This is a genomic window from Brevibacterium sp. HMSC24B04, from assembly GCF_001806835.1.
GTDB classification, from domain to species: domain Bacteria; phylum Actinomycetota; class Actinomycetes; order Actinomycetales; family Brevibacteriaceae; genus Brevibacterium; species Brevibacterium ravenspurgense.
The window spans coordinates 114,813-134,046 of the sequence record NZ_KV786068.1; the positions used below are offsets into that span (position 1 = coordinate 114,813).

At 62.0% G+C, this 19,234-nt stretch carries 16 protein-coding genes; 10 read left to right on the forward strand and 6 right to left on the reverse strand.

The window, feature by feature from the left end; genetic code table 11:
• Positions 1–7: 7 nt before the first annotated feature.
• Both sufB and HMPREF3092_RS00570 read right to left on the reverse strand, forming a co-directional pair.
• The gene (gene sufB / locus HMPREF3092_RS00565) at positions 8–1,447 is read right to left on the reverse strand and encodes a Fe-S cluster assembly protein SufB (RefSeq protein WP_305366915.1); all 1,440 of its coding nucleotides are present in this window, start codon (positions 1,445–1,447) and stop codon (positions 8–10) included.
• Positions 1,444–2,163: a helix-turn-helix transcriptional regulator gene (locus tag HMPREF3092_RS00570; RefSeq protein WP_070423476.1), complete on the reverse strand. Its 720-nt coding sequence runs from the start codon at positions 2,161–2,163 to the stop codon at positions 1,444–1,446. The genes sufB and HMPREF3092_RS00570 overlap by 4 nt, the downstream gene beginning before the upstream one ends.
• A gap of 140 nt (positions 2,164–2,303) precedes the next feature.
• Between HMPREF3092_RS00570 and HMPREF3092_RS00575 the strand changes: the two genes are divergently transcribed.
• The 6 genes from HMPREF3092_RS00575 to HMPREF3092_RS00595 are packed head-to-tail and all read left to right on the forward strand — an operon-like array spanning position 2,304 to position 8,570.
• Positions 2,304–3,206, forward strand: coding sequence for an ABC transporter ATP-binding protein (locus HMPREF3092_RS00575; protein WP_070423477.1), 903 nt, complete (start codon positions 2,304–2,306; stop codon positions 3,204–3,206).
• Positions 3,203–3,592, forward strand: a complete 390-nt coding sequence (locus tag HMPREF3092_RS11450; RefSeq protein WP_256174344.1) for an ABC-2 transporter permease — start codon at positions 3,203–3,205, stop codon at positions 3,590–3,592. Before HMPREF3092_RS00575 ends, HMPREF3092_RS11450 begins: the two co-directional genes overlap by 4 nt.
• A complete protein-coding gene (locus HMPREF3092_RS11455) occupies positions 3,559–3,987 on the forward strand; it encodes a hypothetical protein (RefSeq protein WP_256174345.1) in 429 nt (142 codons plus the stop codon). The genes HMPREF3092_RS11450 and HMPREF3092_RS11455 overlap by 34 nt, the downstream gene beginning before the upstream one ends.
• Before the next feature lie 13 nt (positions 3,988–4,000).
• The gene (locus HMPREF3092_RS00585) at positions 4,001–4,969 is read left to right on the forward strand and encodes a COX15/CtaA family protein (protein ID WP_061942920.1); all 969 of its coding nucleotides are present in this window, start codon (positions 4,001–4,003) and stop codon (positions 4,967–4,969) included.
• Positions 4,970–4,972: 3 nt separating this feature from the next.
• Positions 4,973–6,697 (forward strand): ABC transporter ATP-binding protein, encoded by a 1,725-nt coding sequence (locus HMPREF3092_RS00590; RefSeq protein WP_070423478.1) that lies wholly within the window; start codon positions 4,973–4,975, stop codon positions 6,695–6,697.
• Positions 6,690–8,570, forward strand: coding sequence for an ABC transporter ATP-binding protein (locus tag HMPREF3092_RS00595; RefSeq protein WP_070423479.1), 1,881 nt, complete (start codon positions 6,690–6,692; stop codon positions 8,568–8,570). The genes HMPREF3092_RS00590 and HMPREF3092_RS00595 overlap by 8 nt, the downstream gene beginning before the upstream one ends.
• A 176-nt stretch (positions 8,571–8,746) precedes the next feature.
• Here the strand turns inward: HMPREF3092_RS00595 and HMPREF3092_RS00600 are convergent, their stop codons facing one another.
• Complete coding sequence (locus HMPREF3092_RS00600) at positions 8,747–9,721, reverse strand: heme o synthase (RefSeq protein ID WP_019175062.1); 975 nt, start codon at positions 9,719–9,721, stop codon at positions 8,747–8,749.
• 153 nt (positions 9,722–9,874) lie between these two features.
• Here HMPREF3092_RS00600 and tkt point away from each other — a divergent pair, with 153 nt between their 5' ends.
• The 4 genes from tkt to HMPREF3092_RS00620 all read left to right on the forward strand — a co-directional run bounded on the left by tkt (position 9,875) and on the right by HMPREF3092_RS00620 (position 16,444).
• Positions 9,875–11,956 carry a transketolase gene (gene tkt, locus HMPREF3092_RS00605; RefSeq protein ID WP_070423480.1) on the forward strand — a complete coding sequence of 694 codons (2,082 nt, stop codon included), beginning with the start codon at positions 9,875–9,877 and terminating at the stop codon, positions 11,954–11,956.
• Positions 11,953–13,044, forward strand: a complete 1,092-nt coding sequence (gene tal / locus HMPREF3092_RS00610; protein ID WP_083274176.1) for a transaldolase — start codon at positions 11,953–11,955, stop codon at positions 13,042–13,044. The genes tkt and tal overlap by 4 nt, the downstream gene beginning before the upstream one ends.
• Entirely contained in the window at positions 13,041–14,648 is a 1,608-nt protein-coding gene (locus HMPREF3092_RS00615; RefSeq protein WP_070423482.1) for a hypothetical protein, read from the forward strand. Before tal ends, HMPREF3092_RS00615 begins: the two co-directional genes overlap by 4 nt.
• A 131-nt stretch (positions 14,649–14,779) precedes the next feature.
• The gene (locus HMPREF3092_RS00620; RefSeq protein ID WP_256174346.1) at positions 14,780–16,444 is read left to right on the forward strand and encodes an alanine/glycine:cation symporter family protein; all 1,665 of its coding nucleotides are present in this window, start codon (positions 14,780–14,782) and stop codon (positions 16,442–16,444) included.
• Positions 16,445–16,951: 507 nt separating this feature from the next.
• Here HMPREF3092_RS00620 and secG read toward each other — a convergent pair.
• From secG to pgk, 3 genes are read right to left on the reverse strand one after another with little or no spacing between them, the layout of a single operon-like run.
• Positions 16,952–17,173, reverse strand: coding sequence for a preprotein translocase subunit SecG (gene secG / locus HMPREF3092_RS00625; protein ID WP_019175067.1), 222 nt, complete (start codon positions 17,171–17,173; stop codon positions 16,952–16,954).
• A 34-nt stretch (positions 17,174–17,207) separates the two neighbouring features.
• Positions 17,208–17,999, reverse strand: a complete 792-nt coding sequence (gene tpiA, locus HMPREF3092_RS00630; RefSeq protein WP_070423484.1) for a triose-phosphate isomerase — start codon at positions 17,997–17,999, stop codon at positions 17,208–17,210.
• A 10-nt stretch (positions 18,000–18,009) separates the two neighbouring features.
• Entirely contained in the window at positions 18,010–19,230 is a 1,221-nt protein-coding gene (pgk, locus tag HMPREF3092_RS00635) for a phosphoglycerate kinase (protein WP_070423485.1), read from the reverse strand.
• Positions 19,231–19,234: the final 4 nt, after the last annotated feature.

Genomic DNA, 19,234 nt, shown 5'->3' on the forward strand with positions numbered 1-19,234 from the left:
GAGGTGATCAGCCGACCGCGCCTTCCATCTGAAGTTCGATAAGGCGGTTGAGTTCGAGTGCGTATTCCATCGGCAGTTCGCGTGCAATGGGCTCGACGAAGCCGCGGACGATCATGGCGTAGGCCTCGGTTTCGTCCAGGCCGCGGCTCATGAGGTAGAACAGCTGGTCTGCCGACACCTTCGACACGGTTGCCTCGTGGCCCAGCGTGACATCGTCGTTGCGGATGTCGATGTACGGGTACGTGTCCGAACGCGAGTGGTTGTCCACCAGCAGGGCGTCACACAGCACGTTGTTGGCCGAACCGGACGCGTTCGGGTAGACGTGCACGAGTCCGCGGTAGGCGGAACGGCCGCCGCCGCGGGCAACGGACTTCGCAACGATGTTCGACGAGGTGTTCGGAGCGGCGTGCACCATCTTCGAACCGGTGTCCTGATCCTGACCAGTGCCGGCGAAGGCAACCGACAGGGTTTCACCGCGAGCGTGCTCACCGGTCAGCCAGATGGCCGGGTACTTCATGGTGACCTTCGAACCGATGTTGCCGTCGATCCACTCCATGGTGGCGCCCTCTTCGGCGATCGCGCGCTTGGTCACGAGGTTGTACACGTTGTTCGACCAGTTCTGGACGGTCGTGTAGCGAACCTTTGCACCCTTCTTGGCGACGATTTCGACGACCGCCGAGTGCAGCGAGTCCGACTTGTAGATCGGAGCGGTGCAGCCTTCTACGTAGTGCACCGACGAACCTTCGTCGGCGATGATGAGTGTGCGCTCGAACTGGCCCATGTTCTCGGTGTTGATGCGGAAGTAGGCCTGCAGCGGGATTTCGACGTGAACGCCCTTGGGGACGTAGACGAACGAACCGCCGGACCAGACCGCGGTGTTGAGCGCGGAGAACTTGTTGTCGCCGGAGGGGATGACGGTGCCGAAGTACTCTTCGAAGATCTCCGGGTAGTCGCGCAGACCGGTGTCGGTGTCAACGAAGATGACGCCCTGACGTTCAAGTTCTTCGTTGATCTTGTGGTAGACGACCTCGGATTCGTACTGGGCAGCGACACCTGCGACCAGGCGCTGCTGTTCGGCTTCCGGGATGCCCAGGCGGTCGTAGGTGTTCTTGATGTCCTCCGGGAGGTCATCCCACGTCTGTGCCTGCTTCTCGGTGGAGCGCACAAAGTACTTGATGTTGTCGAAGTCGATGTCGCCCAGGTCCGGGCCCCACTGCGGCAGCGGCTTCTTCTCAAAGAGCTCAAGCGCGCGCAGGCGGCGCTGCAGCATCCATTCGGGCTCGTCCTTCAGCTTCGAGATGTTGCGGACGACATCCTCATTGAGCCCGCGCTGAGCATTGGCGCCTGCTTCATCAGAATCTCGCCAGCCGTATTCGTAGGCGTTCCCGATGTCCTTCAGTTCGGGATTGGCTTCCAGAATCCAGTTGGATTCAGTGGTGTCAGTCACCTTGCTCCTCCTTGGTTTTGATCCGGCGCATCGATCAGCGGTCTGTTGACGTCCGAGGTCGGCACGTGTGTGTTGCACAAGTGGCCTCCGGCCGCGAGCGTCGACAGGCGCCTGATGTCCACGCCCAGAAATTCAGAGAAGGCATCGAGCTCTGCCTCGCAGAACTGCGGATACCTTGCGGCAGCTTTGTGAATGGGACAGTGCCCCTGGCACAGCTGCATGGCCTCCAGCGGTGTTCCCACCGCCACCGGAATTGCCGATGCTGCATAGCCTTCGTCGTTCAGCGCTGCAGCGAGATCGCGTGAGCGTCCCGCCACGGTTGCCGACCGTTTGCCGACGCGCGCTTCGACACGCTCCATGAGTTCGCTGATTCGCTGCCTGGCGAACTCATCGATCGCTTCCGTGCCCAGCTTATCTTCGAGGAATTCGAGTGCTTCTACGGTCAGTTCGTCATAGGAGTCGCTGATCCTGCTGTGTCCCGCACTCGAGACCACGTAGTGCCGTGCCGGACGCCCCCGACCGGTCTTCGCGCCGGCGAGATCGCGCACTTCGATGGCCCCTTCGTCTGTCAGGGCGTCGAGGTGCCGCCTGATGGCAGCGGCGGTCAGGTCGAGCTGCCGGGCAATACTGGCAGCGGTGATCGGACCGTGGTCCAACACCGCTTGCAGCACCCGCGCCCGGGTGCGCAGCACAGCCTGCGAACTCTGCTGAGTCATAACCTGCCTTGTAGTGTTGATTTGCGAGGCTTTTCGCCTCTCCACCATTCAATAACGTTAATGTGCCCTAAATTGTTCCACAACCGCTGGGCGAGGGCATCCTCCCGGTTCGATCGGCGCGCCGGCTACAGTGGACGCCTGTGACAGCTCTTCAAGTCCGCGATGTTCGGTTTGCCTACGGTCGCAGCAATGCCGTCGACGGAATTTCGCTTTCTGTTGAACCGGGTATGACGACCGCGGTGCTGGGCCCAAACGGGGCCGGCAAGTCCACGCTCATCTCATTGTGCACGGGCCTTCTTCGCCCGCAGTCCGGAACCGTTGAGATCTTCGGCCTCAGTCCTCTGGAAACTCAGGCCAGAGCCATGATCGGCGTCATGCTGCAGGATGGTGGGCTGCCGATGGCCGCAAAGCCGCCGGCGATCCTCAAACACCTGGCTCACATGTACGCGGATCCTGCTGACCCGAACGAGCTCATGGATCAGCTGGGAATCCGCTCTTTCGCCGACAGGTCCATCCGTCGGCTCTCCGGCGGACAGAAACAGCGAGTGGGCCTGGCTGCAGCACTCATCGGCAAACCCAGCCTGGTGTTCCTCGACGAACCGACGGCGGGACTCGACCCGCAGGCATCCCTGGCAGTCAAGGAAATCGTCAGCAGCCTCGCCGACAGTGGAACCGCTGTCGTTTTGACCACCCACAACATGTCCGACGCACAAGAGCTCGCCGACAACGTCCACATCGTCGACCACGGACGAATCATCGCCGAGGGAACACCATCGGAACTCACTGCCGGTCGTGCTTCGGCCCTGCGCCTGACCTTCGCGGACGCTCCCCCAAGCAAGCTCAGCGAAAAGCTGCGGTCCCGCTGGGGCTTGAGCCCCACCTCGGCAACGGCTATGAACTCAGCCGGCACCTTCAGCGCCGACGACCTCAGCCAGATCACCGCGGAGATCGCAGCCAGCGGAGCAGAGCTGACCGGCCTGTCCATGAGCTCCGGTGACCTGGGGGATGTCTTCCTCCAGCTGACGGGAAGGAGCCTGCGGTGAGCGCGCACACACCCGGTACACAGTCCAACGAGCTCCAGCAGCAGCCCGCACCGGCTTTTCGCCGGATAGCAGCTCGGGCAGTGTTTGAAGCCAAGGCAATCCTAGGCAATGGCGAACAGCTCATCCTGTCGATCGTGCTGCCTCTGGCCATCCTGTTCACCCTGTCACTGACAGACATACTCGAAGTCTTCGGCTACACCGGAAGCAACCACACGGCTGTCGCGCTGGCAGGCGTGCTCGGTGTGTCGATTGCCTCCAACGCCTTCACGGGTCAGGCGATCGCAACTGCTTTTGAGCGCCGCTACGGGGTTCTGCGCCCACCGCCACCACCCCGCTGGGCGCAAGTGGACTCGTGGCCGGCAAGATCATCGCAGTACTCGGCGTGACCGTCGTCCAGTACGCACTCGCCTTCGCCTGCGCGGCATTTCTCGGCCTGGACGCCAACATCAACATCGCAGCCGTTGTCATCAGCGCTGTCGTGGGAACAGCGGCCTTCGTCGGCTTGGGTCTGCTCATGGCGGGCACCATGAGGCCCGAGGCGGTGCTCGCCTTTGCGAACCTTTTGTGGGCCGCCATGGCAGGCGGGGGCGGACTGCTCATCGATCACGGGGGCGCGTGGGGTGCAATCGTCGGCTTCCTGCCGTCTGGGGCGTTGGGCTCTGCTCTGCGCAGCGCAATCATCGACGGACGCTTCGATTGGATGAGCCTGCTCGTTCTCGCTGTCTGGGCGGTCATTGCAGCGGCAGCGGCTCGCCGTTGGTTCTCCTTCGACGACAGGTGAGAGAATAGGCCCTATGTCGACCTCCGCCTCTGATCTTTCCGCGGCCCAGCCGCACAACACCACGACTCTCCCTCGCCGCATTCGCGTGGCTGCATGGGTTGTTCTCATCGCTCAAGTGAGTATCATCGTCACTTCGACCGCTGTGCGCCTGACAGGCTCCGGTTTGGGATGCTCCGACTGGCCCATGTGCGAACCCGGATCGCTCACCAACACCCCGGAGATGGGCATTCACGGCTTCATTGAGTTCGGCAACCGCGTCCTGGGTGTTGTTCTGGGCCTCATCTGCCTGGCTGCGCTCATCGTGGTCTGGCCGTGGCGGCGCGAACGGCCCGAACTTGCGTGGTCGACATTTGCACTCCTCATGGTTGTGCCGGTCCAGGCTGTCATCGGCGGTCTGTCAGTGCTGAGCAAACTCAATCCATGGGTTGTCGCCAGCCATTTCATTCCATCGGCCGCATCGGTCGCGGTCGCCGCGTACCTGATTGTGCGTGTGTATTCCGGACCCGGTCCGCGTCGCCCCGTTGGCCCGGAGAAGCTGCGCAAGCTCATGTGGGTTATTGCTGCTCTGCTCGTCGTTGTCCTTGTATTCGGTGTTCTCACCACCGGAGCCGGCCCGCACGCGGGCGACCGCGAATCCGCCCGCAACGGTCTGCCCACCGTATGGATGGCGCGCTTCCACGCATTCCCGGTGTGGCTCATGGTGATCACCGCGGTGTGGACTCGCGTTATCGCGGCAAAAGAAGGAGCAGTCCCCCAGGCTCGCGCCATCGACTTCCTGCTGGTCGTCACAGTGCTTCAGGGCCTGATCGGCTACGTGCAGTACTTCACCGGCCTGCCGATTGGCATTGTGCTCGTTCACATGTTCGGGCTGACGCTGGTCATTATGGCCGCGGTCTTCGCCATCATGTCCAACTATTCGTGGAAGGCCGCTCCAGCGCACCCCGCCGACGACATTCTCGAACCCGCAGACAGCCGAGCTTGACGCATGCTTCTGCGTCTTTTCCGCAGGTTCGTCCTGCCCCTTTGGCCTGCGCTGTTGGGACTGCTCGTCTTTGAGGCCCTGCAGATCGCCGGATCGCTGGCACTTCCGACGCTCAATGCACTCGTCATCGACGACGGCATCGCAACGGGCAATACTGCCGAAGTGTGGCGTTTGGGCGGCATCATGTTGGCGCTCACCTTCGGACAGCTGGTGGCGAACGTTCTTGCGATCGCGTGCGGGGCATACGCCTCGCTGAAAGCGGCCGAGCACATGCGCTCGGCGTTCTTTGCCAAAGTTTCATCATTCGGCTTTCAGGAAATCGCCCAGTTCGGCACATCCACTCTGGTCACCCGTTCGACAAATGACATCCGCCAGGTGCAGCAGTTCCTCACGATGGCCATGTCGATTGCCATCATGGCGCCGTTCATGGCCGGCGGCGGCCTCATCATGGCGCTGGCCATGGATCTGACTCTTTCGTGGACGATTGTCGCGACCGTCGCTCTGCTGATGGGGATCATGGTGTGGGCCATCCGCGGAATGGTGCCGAGCTTCCGCGTCATGCAGGAGCGCCTTGATGCCATGGGCTCCGTCCTGTCGCAGCAGCTCTCAGGTCTGCGTGTCATCCGCGCCTTTGTGAAGGAAGACGCTGAGAAAAAGCGCTATGAGCGCGTCAACGAGCAGATGACGGACGCCTACATGACCGTCGGAAAGTACTTCGTGACGCTGTTTCCATTGATCATGCTCGTTGTCGGTCTCGGCCAGATGGCGCTCGTGTGGTTCGGCGCGGTCGGTGTCGATGCGGGGACGGCGAATGTCGGCACGATTATGGCTTTCACCCAGTACCTCATGCTCATCCTCATGGGTGTTCTCATGGCCTCTTTTCTGGCGATGATGATTCCTCGCGCAGAGGTCGCCGCCGGGCGCATCTGGGAGGTGCTGAAAACCGAACCGGTGCAGACGCGCTCAGGTTCAGTCGAGTCTGTTCCCGACCCTGGTCTGCTGGAGCTGCAGGACGTCACCTTCCGCTTCCCCGGTGCCGAGGCGCCGGTGCTGAATTCTGTTTCTTTCACCTGCCAGCCGGGCACCACGACTGCGGTCATCGGAGCTACGGGCTCAGGCAAGACAATCCTCATGCAGCTCATCGTCGGCCTGCTTGACCCCACAAGCGGCTCAGTTCGCATCGGGGGCGTGCCGGCTGGCGAACTCACCGCTGAGTCTCGCAGCGAACAGTTCGGCTATGTGCCGCAGAAACCCCAGGTGTTCGGCGACACGATTGAGGGAAACCTGCGCAAGGGCAATCCACGCGCAACCGACGCCGATGTTTTGGCCGCACTGCAGGCAGCGCAGGCGTGGGAGTACGTCCAGGGCTTAGATGGGCAGACCCAGTACAGGGTCAACCAGAACGGCACCAATCTCTCCGGCGGTCAACGGCAGCGGCTGGCAATAGCCATGGCTCTTGTTCGCCCCAGCCCCATCCTGATCTTCGATGATTCATTCTCCGCTCTCGACACGCAGACAGAAGCACGGGCCCGTGAAGGTATTGCAGAGTTGGGTTCCCGGACTCAGATCATGGTGACGCAGCGCTGCTCAAGCGCGGCTCAGGCCGATCAGATTGTCGTGCTCGATCAGGGCCGAGCCGTTGCGGTCGGCACTCATTCTGAACTTCTGGAATCTTCCGACGTCTACCGGGAGATCTACGAATCACAGACGGGAGCGGCTCATGAGTGAAGAAGCCCCGCCGAACGAAAAGTCCGCTCACTTCTGGGCCACGATCAAACGGTTCTCCGCTGAATTCAAGCCGCATCGAACACCGATGGCGCTCACTGTGCTCACCCTGTTCATCGGAACGGTGCTCACAATCGCTGCACCCTATGTTTTCGGCTTGGCTACCGACGCTGTTTTTGCCGGCTACCTGTCCAAGACAACTGCAGCGGACCAACATGCCGGCACCGCATCAGGACACCCAAGACAGGAGTCCACAGTTGGGCCGATCATCGACTCAATGGAGATTGTGCCGGGTGCCGGCATGGACTTCGGGCTCATCGGCAAGCTCGTTCTAGCCGGTGTCGCAGTGTACTTTCTGTCGTCGTTGTTCACCTTCATCGGCGGATGGGTCAGCATCCGCGTCGTCAACATCGTCATGAGCGATATGCGCACCCGGGTCGAAGACAAACTCCACCGTGTTCCGCTGTCCTACTCAGACAGACAGCGCAAAGGTGATGTTCTCTCCAGGCTCAACAACGACCTCGACAACCTCACCCAGGTCGCCAACGAAAACCTTCAGCAGATCATCACCGGCATCCTCACGTTCCTCGGGGTGCTCGCGGTGATGTTCACCCTGTCGTGGCAGCTGGCCCTCATCGCGGTCGCCTCAATTCCGCTCACCGCCGTGATCTTCGCTCTCGTAGGCACGCCCAGCCAGCGGCAGTTTCGCAAACAATGGGCCGCAACAGGCGAACTCAATGCGCACGTCGAAGAATCCATTGCTGGTATGGCCCTGCTGCGCGTGCACGGTGGACTGACGGCAGCACGTAAAGAGTTCGAAGAGTCCAACCGCGATGTTTATCGGGCAAGTCTTCGCGCACAGGTCTTGTCCGGTTCGATGATGCCGTCGATGACGTTCGTGTCGAACCTGGTATTCGTTGCAATCGCCGTTGTCGGCGCCGCTCTTGTGGCCGGCGGAGCGATCACTCTGGGCATCGTGCAGGCCTTCGTGTGGTATTCACGCCAATTCTCTCAGACCTTCGGTCAGCTGGGCGGTATGGCATCGCGCCTGCAGTCCGCCGCGTCAAGCGCCGAACGCGTGTACGAACTTCTCGACGCACCGGAGGAAGTCTCGAACAGCAGCGAGGCACCCTTTGCACCCCAGCACGGAAAGATCAAGTTTGAGGACGTCGACTTCTCCTACAGCCCCGATGAGGAACTCATCACTGACCTGACTCTTACCGCCGAGCCCGGGCAGACGATCGCCGTTGTAGGACCCACGGGTGCTGGCAAGACCACGATCGTCAACCTGCTCATGCGGTTCTACGACGTGGATTCCGGCAGCATACGGGTTGACGACCGCGATATTCGCGATATGAGCCGTGCTGACCTGCGCCGCCCCATCGGCATGGTCCTGCAGGACACCTGGCTTTTCGAAGGATCCATCCGCGACAACATCGCCTACGGCAATGACCGTGCAGACGCTGCCGCAATTGAGGCAGCCGCAAAGGCAGCCTACGTGGACCGCTTTGCATGCCACCTTCCCGACGGCCTGGATTCCATGATCACCGAAACCGCGGACAATATTTCAGCCGGCGAACGCCAGCTCATCACAATTGCGCGTGCCTTTGTCTCACAGCCGACGATCCTCATCCTTGATGAGGCCACCTCGAACGTCGATACGCGAACAGAGGTGCTCGTCCAAGAAGCCATGAACAGGCTGCGGGCCGGCCGGACGAGCATTGTCATCGCGCACCGCCTGTCGACCATCCGCAATGCCGATGTCATCGTCGTCATGAACAAAGGTCGGATTGTCGAACAGGGATCACATGATGACCTCATTGCCTCAGGCGGCCTCTACGCATCACTGCACGCAGCAGGATTCGAGGAAGACTGAGTCTCAGCAGAACCTCCGTAGCGCCAGGTATCCGTCGACAGCACCTCGCGGGTCTGCAGCGGCTCCTCAATCTCCTGAACAAATACTCAGCAGCGCGGCTTGCCCACGCCGAACTGAAAAAACGGGGCCGGTGAGAACTGATTCTCACCGGCCCCGCTCTTTCAGCCTTCAGAAGATCAGCCGATGAACGGGTTGAGGAACGGGTCGATGGCAACTGCGAGGAACAGGATCGACAGGTAGGTGATGGATCCGTGGAACACGCGCATCGCCTTCAACTGGGTTCCGCTCAGACCCTTCTTGGCACGCTTGAGGAAGGTGATGCACTCCCACAGGAACCAAGCACCGGAGCCCAGGGCGACAACCGCGTAGAGTGGCCCCATGGGCGCCAGCGGGATAACTGCCAGGGATGCTGCGATCATGGCCACGGTGTAGCCGATCATCTGCACGCCGACGGTCTTCGGCGGAACCTTGTTCGGAAGCATCGGAACATCCGCAGCTTCGTAATCCGCCTTGTACTTAATGGCCAGCGGCCAGTAGTGCGGCGGAGTCCAGAAGAACACCACCAGGAACAGCGCAACGGGAGCCCAGTCGAGCGAACCGGTGACAGCTGACCAGCCGATGAAAACCGGCATGCAGCCAGCGGCGCCTCCCCAGACGATGTTCTGGGTGGTGCGGCGCTTGAGGATCATGGTGTAGAAGACGGCGTACAGGAGGATCGCGGCGGCGGTCAGACCGGCCGCAACCCAGTTGGTGAAGCCGCCCATCCACAGGATCGAGCCGATGGCCAGCGTGAAGGCGAAGATCGTCGCTTCCTTCACCGAAATTTCACCCGTGACGAGCGGACGGGTTTCGGTGCGCGCCATGCGGGCATCGATATCGCGGTCGAAAATCGAGTTGAAAACAGACGCCGATGCGGCTGCCGCCGAACCGCCGATCAGGGTGGCGATAATGAGCCACAGGTTGGGCAGCCCGCGTTCGGCAAGGAACATCACCGGTGCCGTCGTAACGAGCAGCAGCTCAATGACGCGCGGTTTGGTGAGCGAGACGAAGGCCATGAAGCGGCTGCGGTTCTCAACCGAAGCAGCCGGTCGCTGTTCATCCCGAAGACGCTGCAGCGGACGTTCTGCTTGGTGCTGCTGATGAGCGCTCACGCATTCACTTCCTGTTAATCGACGCGAAGATTCTCACTGGATTTTCCCAGCGTTCGCCCATTCTATCTGCTGTGCCTGTGAATACCAGCTCCCACCCGGTGCGCGTGCCCGTTACAGTTGGTGTGGACGCACGTCAACAGGAGGAACCTACGCATGAGCCCGCTGAACTGGTCTGCCGAAGATCAGGCTGCTGTCAACACCGCTCGACTTCTCGCCGCTGATGCCGTTCAGGCCGCCGGCAACGGCCACCCGGGCACGGCTATGAGCCTCGCCCCGGCCGCGCACTACCTGTACCAATACGCGATGACCCACAGCCCGGCCGACCCGGACTGGGTGGGCCGCGACCGTTTCGTTCTGTCGGCCGGACACGCCAGCCTCACGCAGTACGTTCAGCTGTTCCTCACCGGCTACGGGCTGGAACTGGACGACATCAAGCAGCTGCGCCAGTGGGGCTCGCTCACTCCCGGCCACCCCGAGGTGGGGCACACTGCTGGTGTCGAAATCACCACCGGCCCGCTGGGCTCGGGTATTGCAAGTGCTGTTGGCATGGCAATGGCAGCACGCCGGGAACGCGGCCTGTTCGATCCGGAGACTCCGAAGGGCGAAAGCGTTTTCGACCACAACATCTTCGTCATCGCCGGTGACGGAGACCTGCAGGAAGGCGTGTCCGGCGAAGCATCGTCGCTTGCCGGCACACAGCGCCTGAGCAACCTCATCGTCATCTGGGATGACAACCGCATCTCGATTGAAGACGACACCTCGATAGCGTTCACAGAAGACGTCGAAGCGCGCTACGCCGCATACGGCTGGCACACCCAGCACGTTTCGTGGGTTAAGGAAGACGGCACCTACGTCGAAGACCTCGACGCCCTCCACCTCGCCGTGGAAGCTGCCAAGGAAGACGACCGCCCGTCGTTCATCCGCCTGTCGACCATCATCGCCTGGCCCGCCCCGAACGCCCAGAACACGGGCGCTTCGCACGGCGCAGCACTGGGCGATGACGAAATCGCCCAGACTAAGAAGATGCTGGGCTTCGACCCCGAAGAGAAGTTCGCGGTCGCCCCAGCGGTCCTCGACTACACCCGAAAGGCAGCTGAGCGCGGCCGCGAAGCACAGCGGGAATGGGACGAGCGCTTCCAGCAGTGGCGCACGGCCAATCCGGAAGCCGCCGAACTGTTTGACCGTCTGCAGGCTCGCGAACTCCCCGAAAGTCTTGCAGACACCCTGCCGACTTTCGACGCCGACGACAAGGGCATCGCCACCCGCGCAGCCTCCGGTCAGGTCCTGCAGGCGCTCGGTGCAGCAATGCCCGAACTGTGGGGTGGATCCTCCGACCTCGCGGGCTCGAACAACACCCTCATCAAGGCCGACCCGTCCTTCCTGCCGGAAGACCGCTCTTCCGACATGTTCAGCGGCAATGAATACGGCCGCAACCTGCACTTCGGCGTTCGTGAGTTCGCAGCGGGACTCATCTGCAACGGCATTGCCCTGCACGGTCCCACCCGCCCCTACTCCGGCACGTTCCTCGTGTTCTCCGACTACCAACGCGCTGCCGTTCGCCTGGCAGCCCTGCAGAACCTGCCGAACGTGTTCGTGTGGACGCACGACTCCATCGGCCTGGGCGAAGACGGACCAACCCACCAGCCGGTTGAGCACCTCAGCTCCCTGCGCGCCATCCCCGGGCTCGACGTTGTCCGCCCCGCAGACGCCAACGAAACAGTGTTCGCGTGGCTGAAGATCCTCGAGCGCACCGACGGACCATCCGGCCTCGTGCTGTCACGGCAGAACCTGCCGGTGTTCGACCGCACGGAACTGGCAGGTGCCGAGAACACCGCCAAAGGCGCCTACGTGCTTTCCGACGACGCTGACGCCGAAGTCATCCTGATGGCCACCGGTTCGGAAGTGCAGCTGGCGCTCGAAGCAGCCCAGCAGCTGCGCCACGACGGCACAGCAGTGCGCGTCGTTTCGATGCCCAGCCACGAATGGTTCGACGCACAGCCTGCCGACTACCGCGACAGCGTTCTGCCATCACACATCCGCGCACGCGTTTCGGTTGAAGCCGGTTCGGCCATGAGCTGGCACCGCTACCTCGGAACGGACGGACGAGCCGTGTCACTCGAACACTTCGGCGCATCCGCCGACTACAAGCGCCTCTACCAGGAATTCGGCATCACCGCCGACGCTGTTGTCGCCGCCGCCCGCGAATCCATCCGCGCGGCCAAGGGGGAACAGTGAGCCTTGAAGCACTGAGCACAAACGGCGTATCCATTTGGCTTGACGACCTTTCGCGCACGCGAATCGAATCCGGTTCGCTCGCGAAGTCCGTGGCGGAAGACTCCGTCGTCGGTGTGACCACGAACCCGACGATCTTCGCAGCCGCACTTGCGGAAGGAAGCGGCTACGAAGACCAGCTGAGCGAGCTCAAGGCGAGCGGCACCTCGACAGAGGATGCCGTTGATGCCCTTACCGTTCGGGATGTCCAGCTCGCCTGCGACATCCTCAAGCCGGTCTATGACGCCACCGGCGGTCGTGACGGCCGCGTGTCGATTGAGGTGCCGCCGACGCTCGCTCACGATGCCGAGGGCACAGCCGAATGCGCGCGCAAGCTGCACCGCATGATCGACCGGCCCGGCGTCATGATCAAAATCCCAGCAACCCCCGAGGGCCTGCGGGCCATCACCGCGGTCACGGCTGAGGGCATCAGCGTCAATGTCACGCTCATCTTTTCGCTCGATCGCTACCGCCGGGTGGTTGAGGCCTACATCAACGGCCTTGAGAGGGCGCGAGAAGCAGGCCACGACCTGAGCACCATCCACTCGGTCGCCTCGATTTTCGTCTCTCGCGTAGACACCGAGGTGGACAAGCGGCTGGAGAACATCGGGACCGACGCTGCTCTGGCGCTGCGTGGCAAAGCGGGTATTGCCAACTGCCGTGCCGCCTACCGCATTGCCGAAGAGCAGTTCAGCTCGGAGCGGTTCGCTGTGCTCGAAGCTGCGGGAGCCAACCGTCAGCGTCCGCTGTGGGCCTCGACCGGCACGAAGAACCCTGAATACCGCGACACGCTCTATGTTGAAGAGCTCACGGCCCCGGGAACGGTCAACACAATGCCGGAGAAGACCCTGCGCGCCTACGCCGACCACGGCGAGGACAAGGGCGACACCGTCACCGGCACTGCTGCCGAAGCCAGCAGCGTTCTTGACGCTTTGGCCGCTGCGGGCATTGACTACGCCGACGTTATGCGGGTTCTGGAAGAAGAGGGCCTGCAGAAGTTCGACGACAGCTGGGCTGAGCTGGTGCAGACGGTCGAGGAGGGTCTGCGATGAAGGTCGTCCTCTCCCCCGCCTCCGCTGAATCCTACGAACACGAACTCGCGATCCTCACGGAAGCTCACGCCGCGTCGCGCCTGGCCGCGCGTGACGCGCACCTATGGGGCGAGTCGACCGCGAAGACGGCTAAGAACCGTCTGGGCTGGGTTGACCTGCCCGCTTCAGATCACCCGGAGATCGCCCGCGCAGAAGAGCTGCGACACGAACTCGCCAAGCGAGGCGTGCACCGTTTCGTCCTGTCCGGTATGGGCGGATCGTCACTGGGTGCGGCTGTTATCGCCAAAGCTCTCGAGGTAGAGCTCACCTTCCTGACAAGCACCGCACCAGCCGCTGTGCGCCGAGCTTTCGGCGATGATCTCAAGCACACGGGGCTCATTGTCGCCTCGAAATCCGGCACAACGGTCGAAACCCGGTCACACTTGGCTGCCTTTGAGGCGGCTTGTGCCGACGCTGGGCTCGATGCGGCTGAGCGCCTTGTCGCAATCACCGATACCGGTTCGGAACTCGATGACGCTGCGCGCTTTGCCGCGGTATTCACGGCTCCCGCCGATGTCGGGGGACGCTATTCGGCCTTTACGGCCTTTGGACTTGTGCCGGCGGTTCTTGCCGGCGGTGATCCGCGTTCACTGGTGGATTCAGCCGCAAAGTGCGCAGCTGTCCTCGCTGGCGACGAAGACAACCCGGCAATGGAACTGGCAGCGTTCCTTTCCAGTGCGCATGCCCGCGATGTTGACAAGCTCGTCCTTGCCGATCAGACAGGTGTTGGTCTGGGCGCGTGGATTGAGCAGCTCATCGGCGAATCACTCGGCAAAAACGGCAGGGGTCTGCTGCCGATCGCGGTTGAAGATCCGGCCTCGGAACTCATTCAGAATGCCGGCCCGGATGTCAGCACTGTCGTGCTGGCCTCGAGCGGCGCTGAATACACGGAACCGCCAGCCCCCGTGTCTGGTCATTTCGGCGCGGTCTCGGGTTCGCTGGGCGGCGCACTCTACCTGTGGGAGTTCACAACCGCCCTCCTGGCCTTCTCGACGGCTGTTGACCCTTTCGACCAGCCTGACGTCGAATCAGCTAAAGTCTCTGCCCGCGCAGCGCTTGCCGATCCGGAATCCGTGCAGAGCATGGATCTGGTCTTCAGCTATGAAAACATCGACGTCTACGGTGATGAACACACACTGGGCAGCGTGCGCAGCATCAGCGGTGCCGTTCGCGCATTGACCGATGCAGTGCCGGAGTTCGGCTATCTGGCCATCCAAGCTTTCGTCGATCCGGACCGCTTTGCTGCGATCGGCGCTCTTCGCGAAGCAGTTTTCCGTCTGACCGGTGTTGTGACAACATTCGGCTACGGCCCCGCGTACCTGCACTCCACGGGCCAGTACCACAAGGGCGGACGCAATAACGGTGCGTTCATCCAGATCACGGCTGACCGTGTCGGAGATGACCTTCCCGTTCCGGGCAAGGACTGTACGTTTGCACAGCTTCTCCGAGCCCAAGCCGATGGCGACGCAGACGCACTCCGACGCGCCGAACGTCCCGTGATTCGCCTACACTTGCGGACTGACGGCTGGGAGCAGCTCGGCCGGTCTCTAGGCCTGGAAATATAACGGAATCAGAACCTTCCTGGTCGGAACTTGTGCATTCTCTCAGCATTTCCCCTAAGGTGAGTTCATGGCGTGGATCACAGTGACTCTGTGAATTCACAGCTGAGACCATGTACCCGAACTTCGGAGAGATTATGATCTCTGGCTCACGACCAGATTTCCTGGCACAAGAGGGCTCGTCACTCGAGTCCGTCGACGCGACCATTCAGAGCATTCTGGGACCGTTCTCAGACTGGCTCAACAAGGTGGTCTTCTACGCGCCGAGTGTCGGCGGCGTCGAGATTCCGCTCATCGTCGTCTGGCTTATGGCCGGCGCTATCTTCCTGACCGTCTACTTCCGGTTCCAGCCGTTCACCGGCCTGAAGTACTCCTACAAGGTGGTTCAGGGCCGCCTGACCCGAAAGACGGACCCCGGCCAGGTGTCATCGTTCCAGGCTCTTGCCACCGAACTCTCCGGTACGGTAGGGCTCGGCAACATTGCCGGTGTGGCTGTCGCCATTACGATCGGCGGTCCGGGCGCTGTCCTGTGGATCATCATCTTCGGCTTCCTCGCCATGACTATGAAGATGGTCGAAGCAACCCTTGGTGTTAAATACCGCGAAGTCGATGACAAGGGCGAAGTCATCGGCGGCCCCATGTACTACCTGCGCAACGGTCTGCGCGAAAAGGGCATGCCGGGCTTCGGTTCCTTCCTCGGCTACTTCTACGCCATCGCAACCCTCGTCGGCGTGTTCGGCGCAGGCAACCTGTTCCAGGCCAACCAGGTCGCCATGCTCGTACAGAACGCCACCGGCGGCGAGGAATCGTTCTTCGCCGGTCGCCTGTGGATCATCGGCCTCATCATGGCGATCCTCGCCGGTATTGTGATCCTCGGCGGCATCAGCCGCATCGCACAGTGGACTTCGGCAATCACCCCGCTCATGGGTGTCATGTACGTAGCATGTGTCCTCATCATCCTCGTCATCAACGTGCAGCACCTGCCGGGCGCTGTCGGCGCCATCTTCACCGGCGCATTCACGGGTGAAGGTGTGACCGGCGGTATCGTGGGTGTCGCAATCGTCGGTATTCAGCGAGCTCTGTTCTCGAACGTCGGTGGTGTTGGTACCGCAGGTATGGCCCACGCAGCAGTCAAGACTCGCCACCCCGCAACTGAGGGCTTCACCGCCCTGTGGGAGCCGTTCGTCGACTCCGTCGTCATCTGCACCCTGACCGGTCTGGCCATCACCGTCACCGGTGTCTACCAGGGTGACGCCAGCGGCGACGGCATCGTCCTGACCACCGAGGCATTCGCCACTGTCACCTCGTGGTTCCCGATCTTCGTCACCGTTGCTGCCGTTCTGTTCGGCTTCTCGACAGTGCTGTCCTACGCCTACTACGGCGAGGTTGCGATCGGGTTCCTCACCAAGAAGAGCCGTGCTGCCGTACTCGCCTTCCACATCGTGTGGATCCTCGCAGTCGTCATCGGTTCGGCTATGACCCTGGAAAGCGTTGTCGGCATTTCCGACGCCACGCTGTTCATCATGGCCTTCCCGAACCTCCTGGGCATATACTTCCTGGCACGCAGGGCTAAGAAGGAAATCTGGGTCTACCGAGCCCGCGTCAAGGCCGGCACCCTCGACGAGATCCCGGAAGACCTGCAGGTGGGTCTGCGCGACCACGAACCGACACAGCAGCAGATCGACGAGGAATACGCTCGTCTGAAGGCAGAACGCGAAGAACAGTCGCGTGTCCGCAAGGCATTCCGCAAGATCACTGCTGATCGTCGCGAAGGACGCGAAGAAAAGCACACCAAGCTGTAACAACAGCTTGAAACGCACGGCGGAGCTTCCCGCCTGAACGATTGAGGGCCCCGCAGCACTAGCTGCGGGGCCCTCAATCTTGTGCTGGGACGCTGCCGAGGTCGAGGCCCGGTGCCGAGGTATGTTCTGCTCCCAGCCGGGGCGGCACCTCGGACCCACCGCCCGACTGCTGAAACAAACCCAAACAAAAACACCCGTTAGCAATAAATCCACCCTTAGCCGCAAAGAAACTCCCGGCAGCCGGAATCTGCGCCTTAGCAAGAACTGCTAGCGGGAGTTTCTGTTGCTAAAGCGTGGGCGGCCATTGTTGGGAGTTCTGCCGAGGCCGGATGCCAGTACCGGCTGCGTCATCATGTGCGGGATACTCACGAGGTGGAGGGCCGGTGAGGAGGTATGTTGCAGACTCGGCCGGGGCGGCACCTCGAACCTCAGCCCGAGCAGAAAGCCTCCGGAGAGCACAAAAGCGCCGCTGCCACACGGGCAGCGGCGCTTCAGAGATCAGCCCTCTTACTGGAAGCGGACGATAAGTCCCAGAAGAACAATGGAGGCAACCCACACAATCGCGGTGAGCGCGGTGAACCTGTTGAGGTTGCCTTCAGCGACACCGGACGCACCGAGATTGGCGCTCATACCGCCGCCGAACATGTCGGACATGCCTCCGCCCTTGCCTTTGTGCAGAAGAATGAAGAGCACAAGAATGAGGCTCGAGAGCACGAGCACGCCTGTCATAATCCACGTCAGAATAGTCACGCCGGATATCCTATCAGTCAGCCGAAGCTCGTACAGCGCTCAGGCACAGCGTGGCGAATCCTGTCGGGTCGAGGCTCGCGCCTCCGACAAGGGCACCATCGACATCAGCCTGGCGCATAATGTCGCCGACATTGTCCTGGTTGACGGAGCCGCCGTACAGAATGCGCACCGACTGCGCGAACGCATCCCCGTAGGAGTCACTCAAGAGCCCGCGGACGGCCGTAGCCATCGTGCCGGCGTCCTCAGCCGTCGCGGTTTCGCCCGTGCCGATAGCCCACACGGGTTCATAAGCGATGACGAGTCCTTCAAGATCATCCGCTGATTGCCCGTCGAGAGCCCCAGTTACCTGCGACAGGGTGTACTCAATGTGGCTTCCCTCTGCACGGACTTCCTGTGGTTCGCCCACACAGAGAATCGGCTTAAGCCCGTGGCGCCGTGCGGCACGAACCTTCTGACCGACAAGTGCGTCGTCCTCACCGTGGTGTGCACGGCGCTCGGAGTGGCCGACGACAACGTACTCGCAGCCAAGCTGCCTGAGGAAACGACCGCTGATCTCGCCGGTGTAGGCGCCTTCGTCGTGGACCGAGAGGTCCTGCGCCCCGTAGGACACCGGAACCTTGTCTGCCTGGACGAGTGTCTGCACCGAACGGATATCGGTGAACGGTGGGATCACCGCGATGTCAGCGGTCGAGCCGTCGAAGCGCGCATCGCGCAGCGACCATGCCAGCTTCTGGACCGAGGCGATCGCCTCGAGATGATCATTGTTCATCTTCCAGTTGCCGGCCAGGAGTGGTTTGCGGGTCATTGCTGTGCTTTCAGTTGAGTGCTGTCAGTCCGGGCAGTTCTTTGCCTTCGAGGTATTCGAGGCTCGCACCGCCGCCGGTGGAAATGTGGCCGAAGTCGTCATCGGAGAAGCCGAGAGAGCGCACTGCTGCGGCGGAGTCTCCCCCGCCGACAACCGTGAGCCGGCCATCGGCCTCGGAACCGTGGGCGGTCGTCAGCGCCTCGGCTACCGCCTTGGTGCCGGCCGCGAAAGCCGGGATTTCGAAGACTCCCATGGGACCGTTCCAAAAGACTGTCTTGGCCTGCTTGATGATCGAAGCGAAGTGCGCCGCGGATTCCGGCCCGATGTCGAGGCCAAGAGCATCGGCACCGGCCGGGGTGTCTTCGAGCGCGTCAACCGGTGCAACCCAGTGCTGCGCGTCCGCACCGAACTTCTCCGCCATGACGATGTCGGTGGGCAGAACAATGTCGACGCCGGCCTTTTCGGCCTTTTCCAGGTAGCCCTTGACGGTGTCGATCTGGTCCTCTTCCAGCAGGGAGGAACCGACCTCGTAGCCCTGGGCTTTGAGGAACGTGAAGACCATGCCCCCGCCGATCAGCAGCGAATCAGCGCGGTCAATGAGCGAGTCGATGACGCCGAGCTTGTCCGACACCTTCGAGCCGCCGAGGACAACCGCGTAGGGACGCTTGGGGTCGTGCAGCAGGCGTTCGCTCACTTCGACTTCAGCGGCGACGAGACCGCCCGCGTAGTGAGGCAATCGTGCAGGAAGGTCGAAGACGCTGGCCTGCTTGCGGTGAACAACACCGAAGCCGTCAGAAACGAAGGCATCCCCCAGGGCTGCCAGCTGGTCCGCGAAGGCACCGCGTTCGGCATCATCCTTCGATGTTTCGCCCGGGTTGAAGCGCAAGTTCTCCAACAGCAGGACTTCTCCGTCGGCCAGCGCACCAGCACGAGCCGCTGCGTCTTCACCCACGGTGTCCGTGGCGAACTGCACCGGACGGCCGATCGCCTCAGCAAGTGCCGGGGCTACGGGACCAAGGCTGAACTCGGGGTTCGGTTCGCCCTTGGGCCGGCCCAGGTGCGCGATGACGATGACCCGCGCACCTGCCTCTGCGAGAGAGGCAATGGTCGGAGCGGAGGCCTCGATTCGGCCGGGGTCGGTGATGGTGTCGCCGTCCATCGGCACGTTGAGGTCAGAACGAACGATGACGCGCTTGCCGGCGAAGTCGCTCGGATTGGTGAGAGTCTGCATAGTG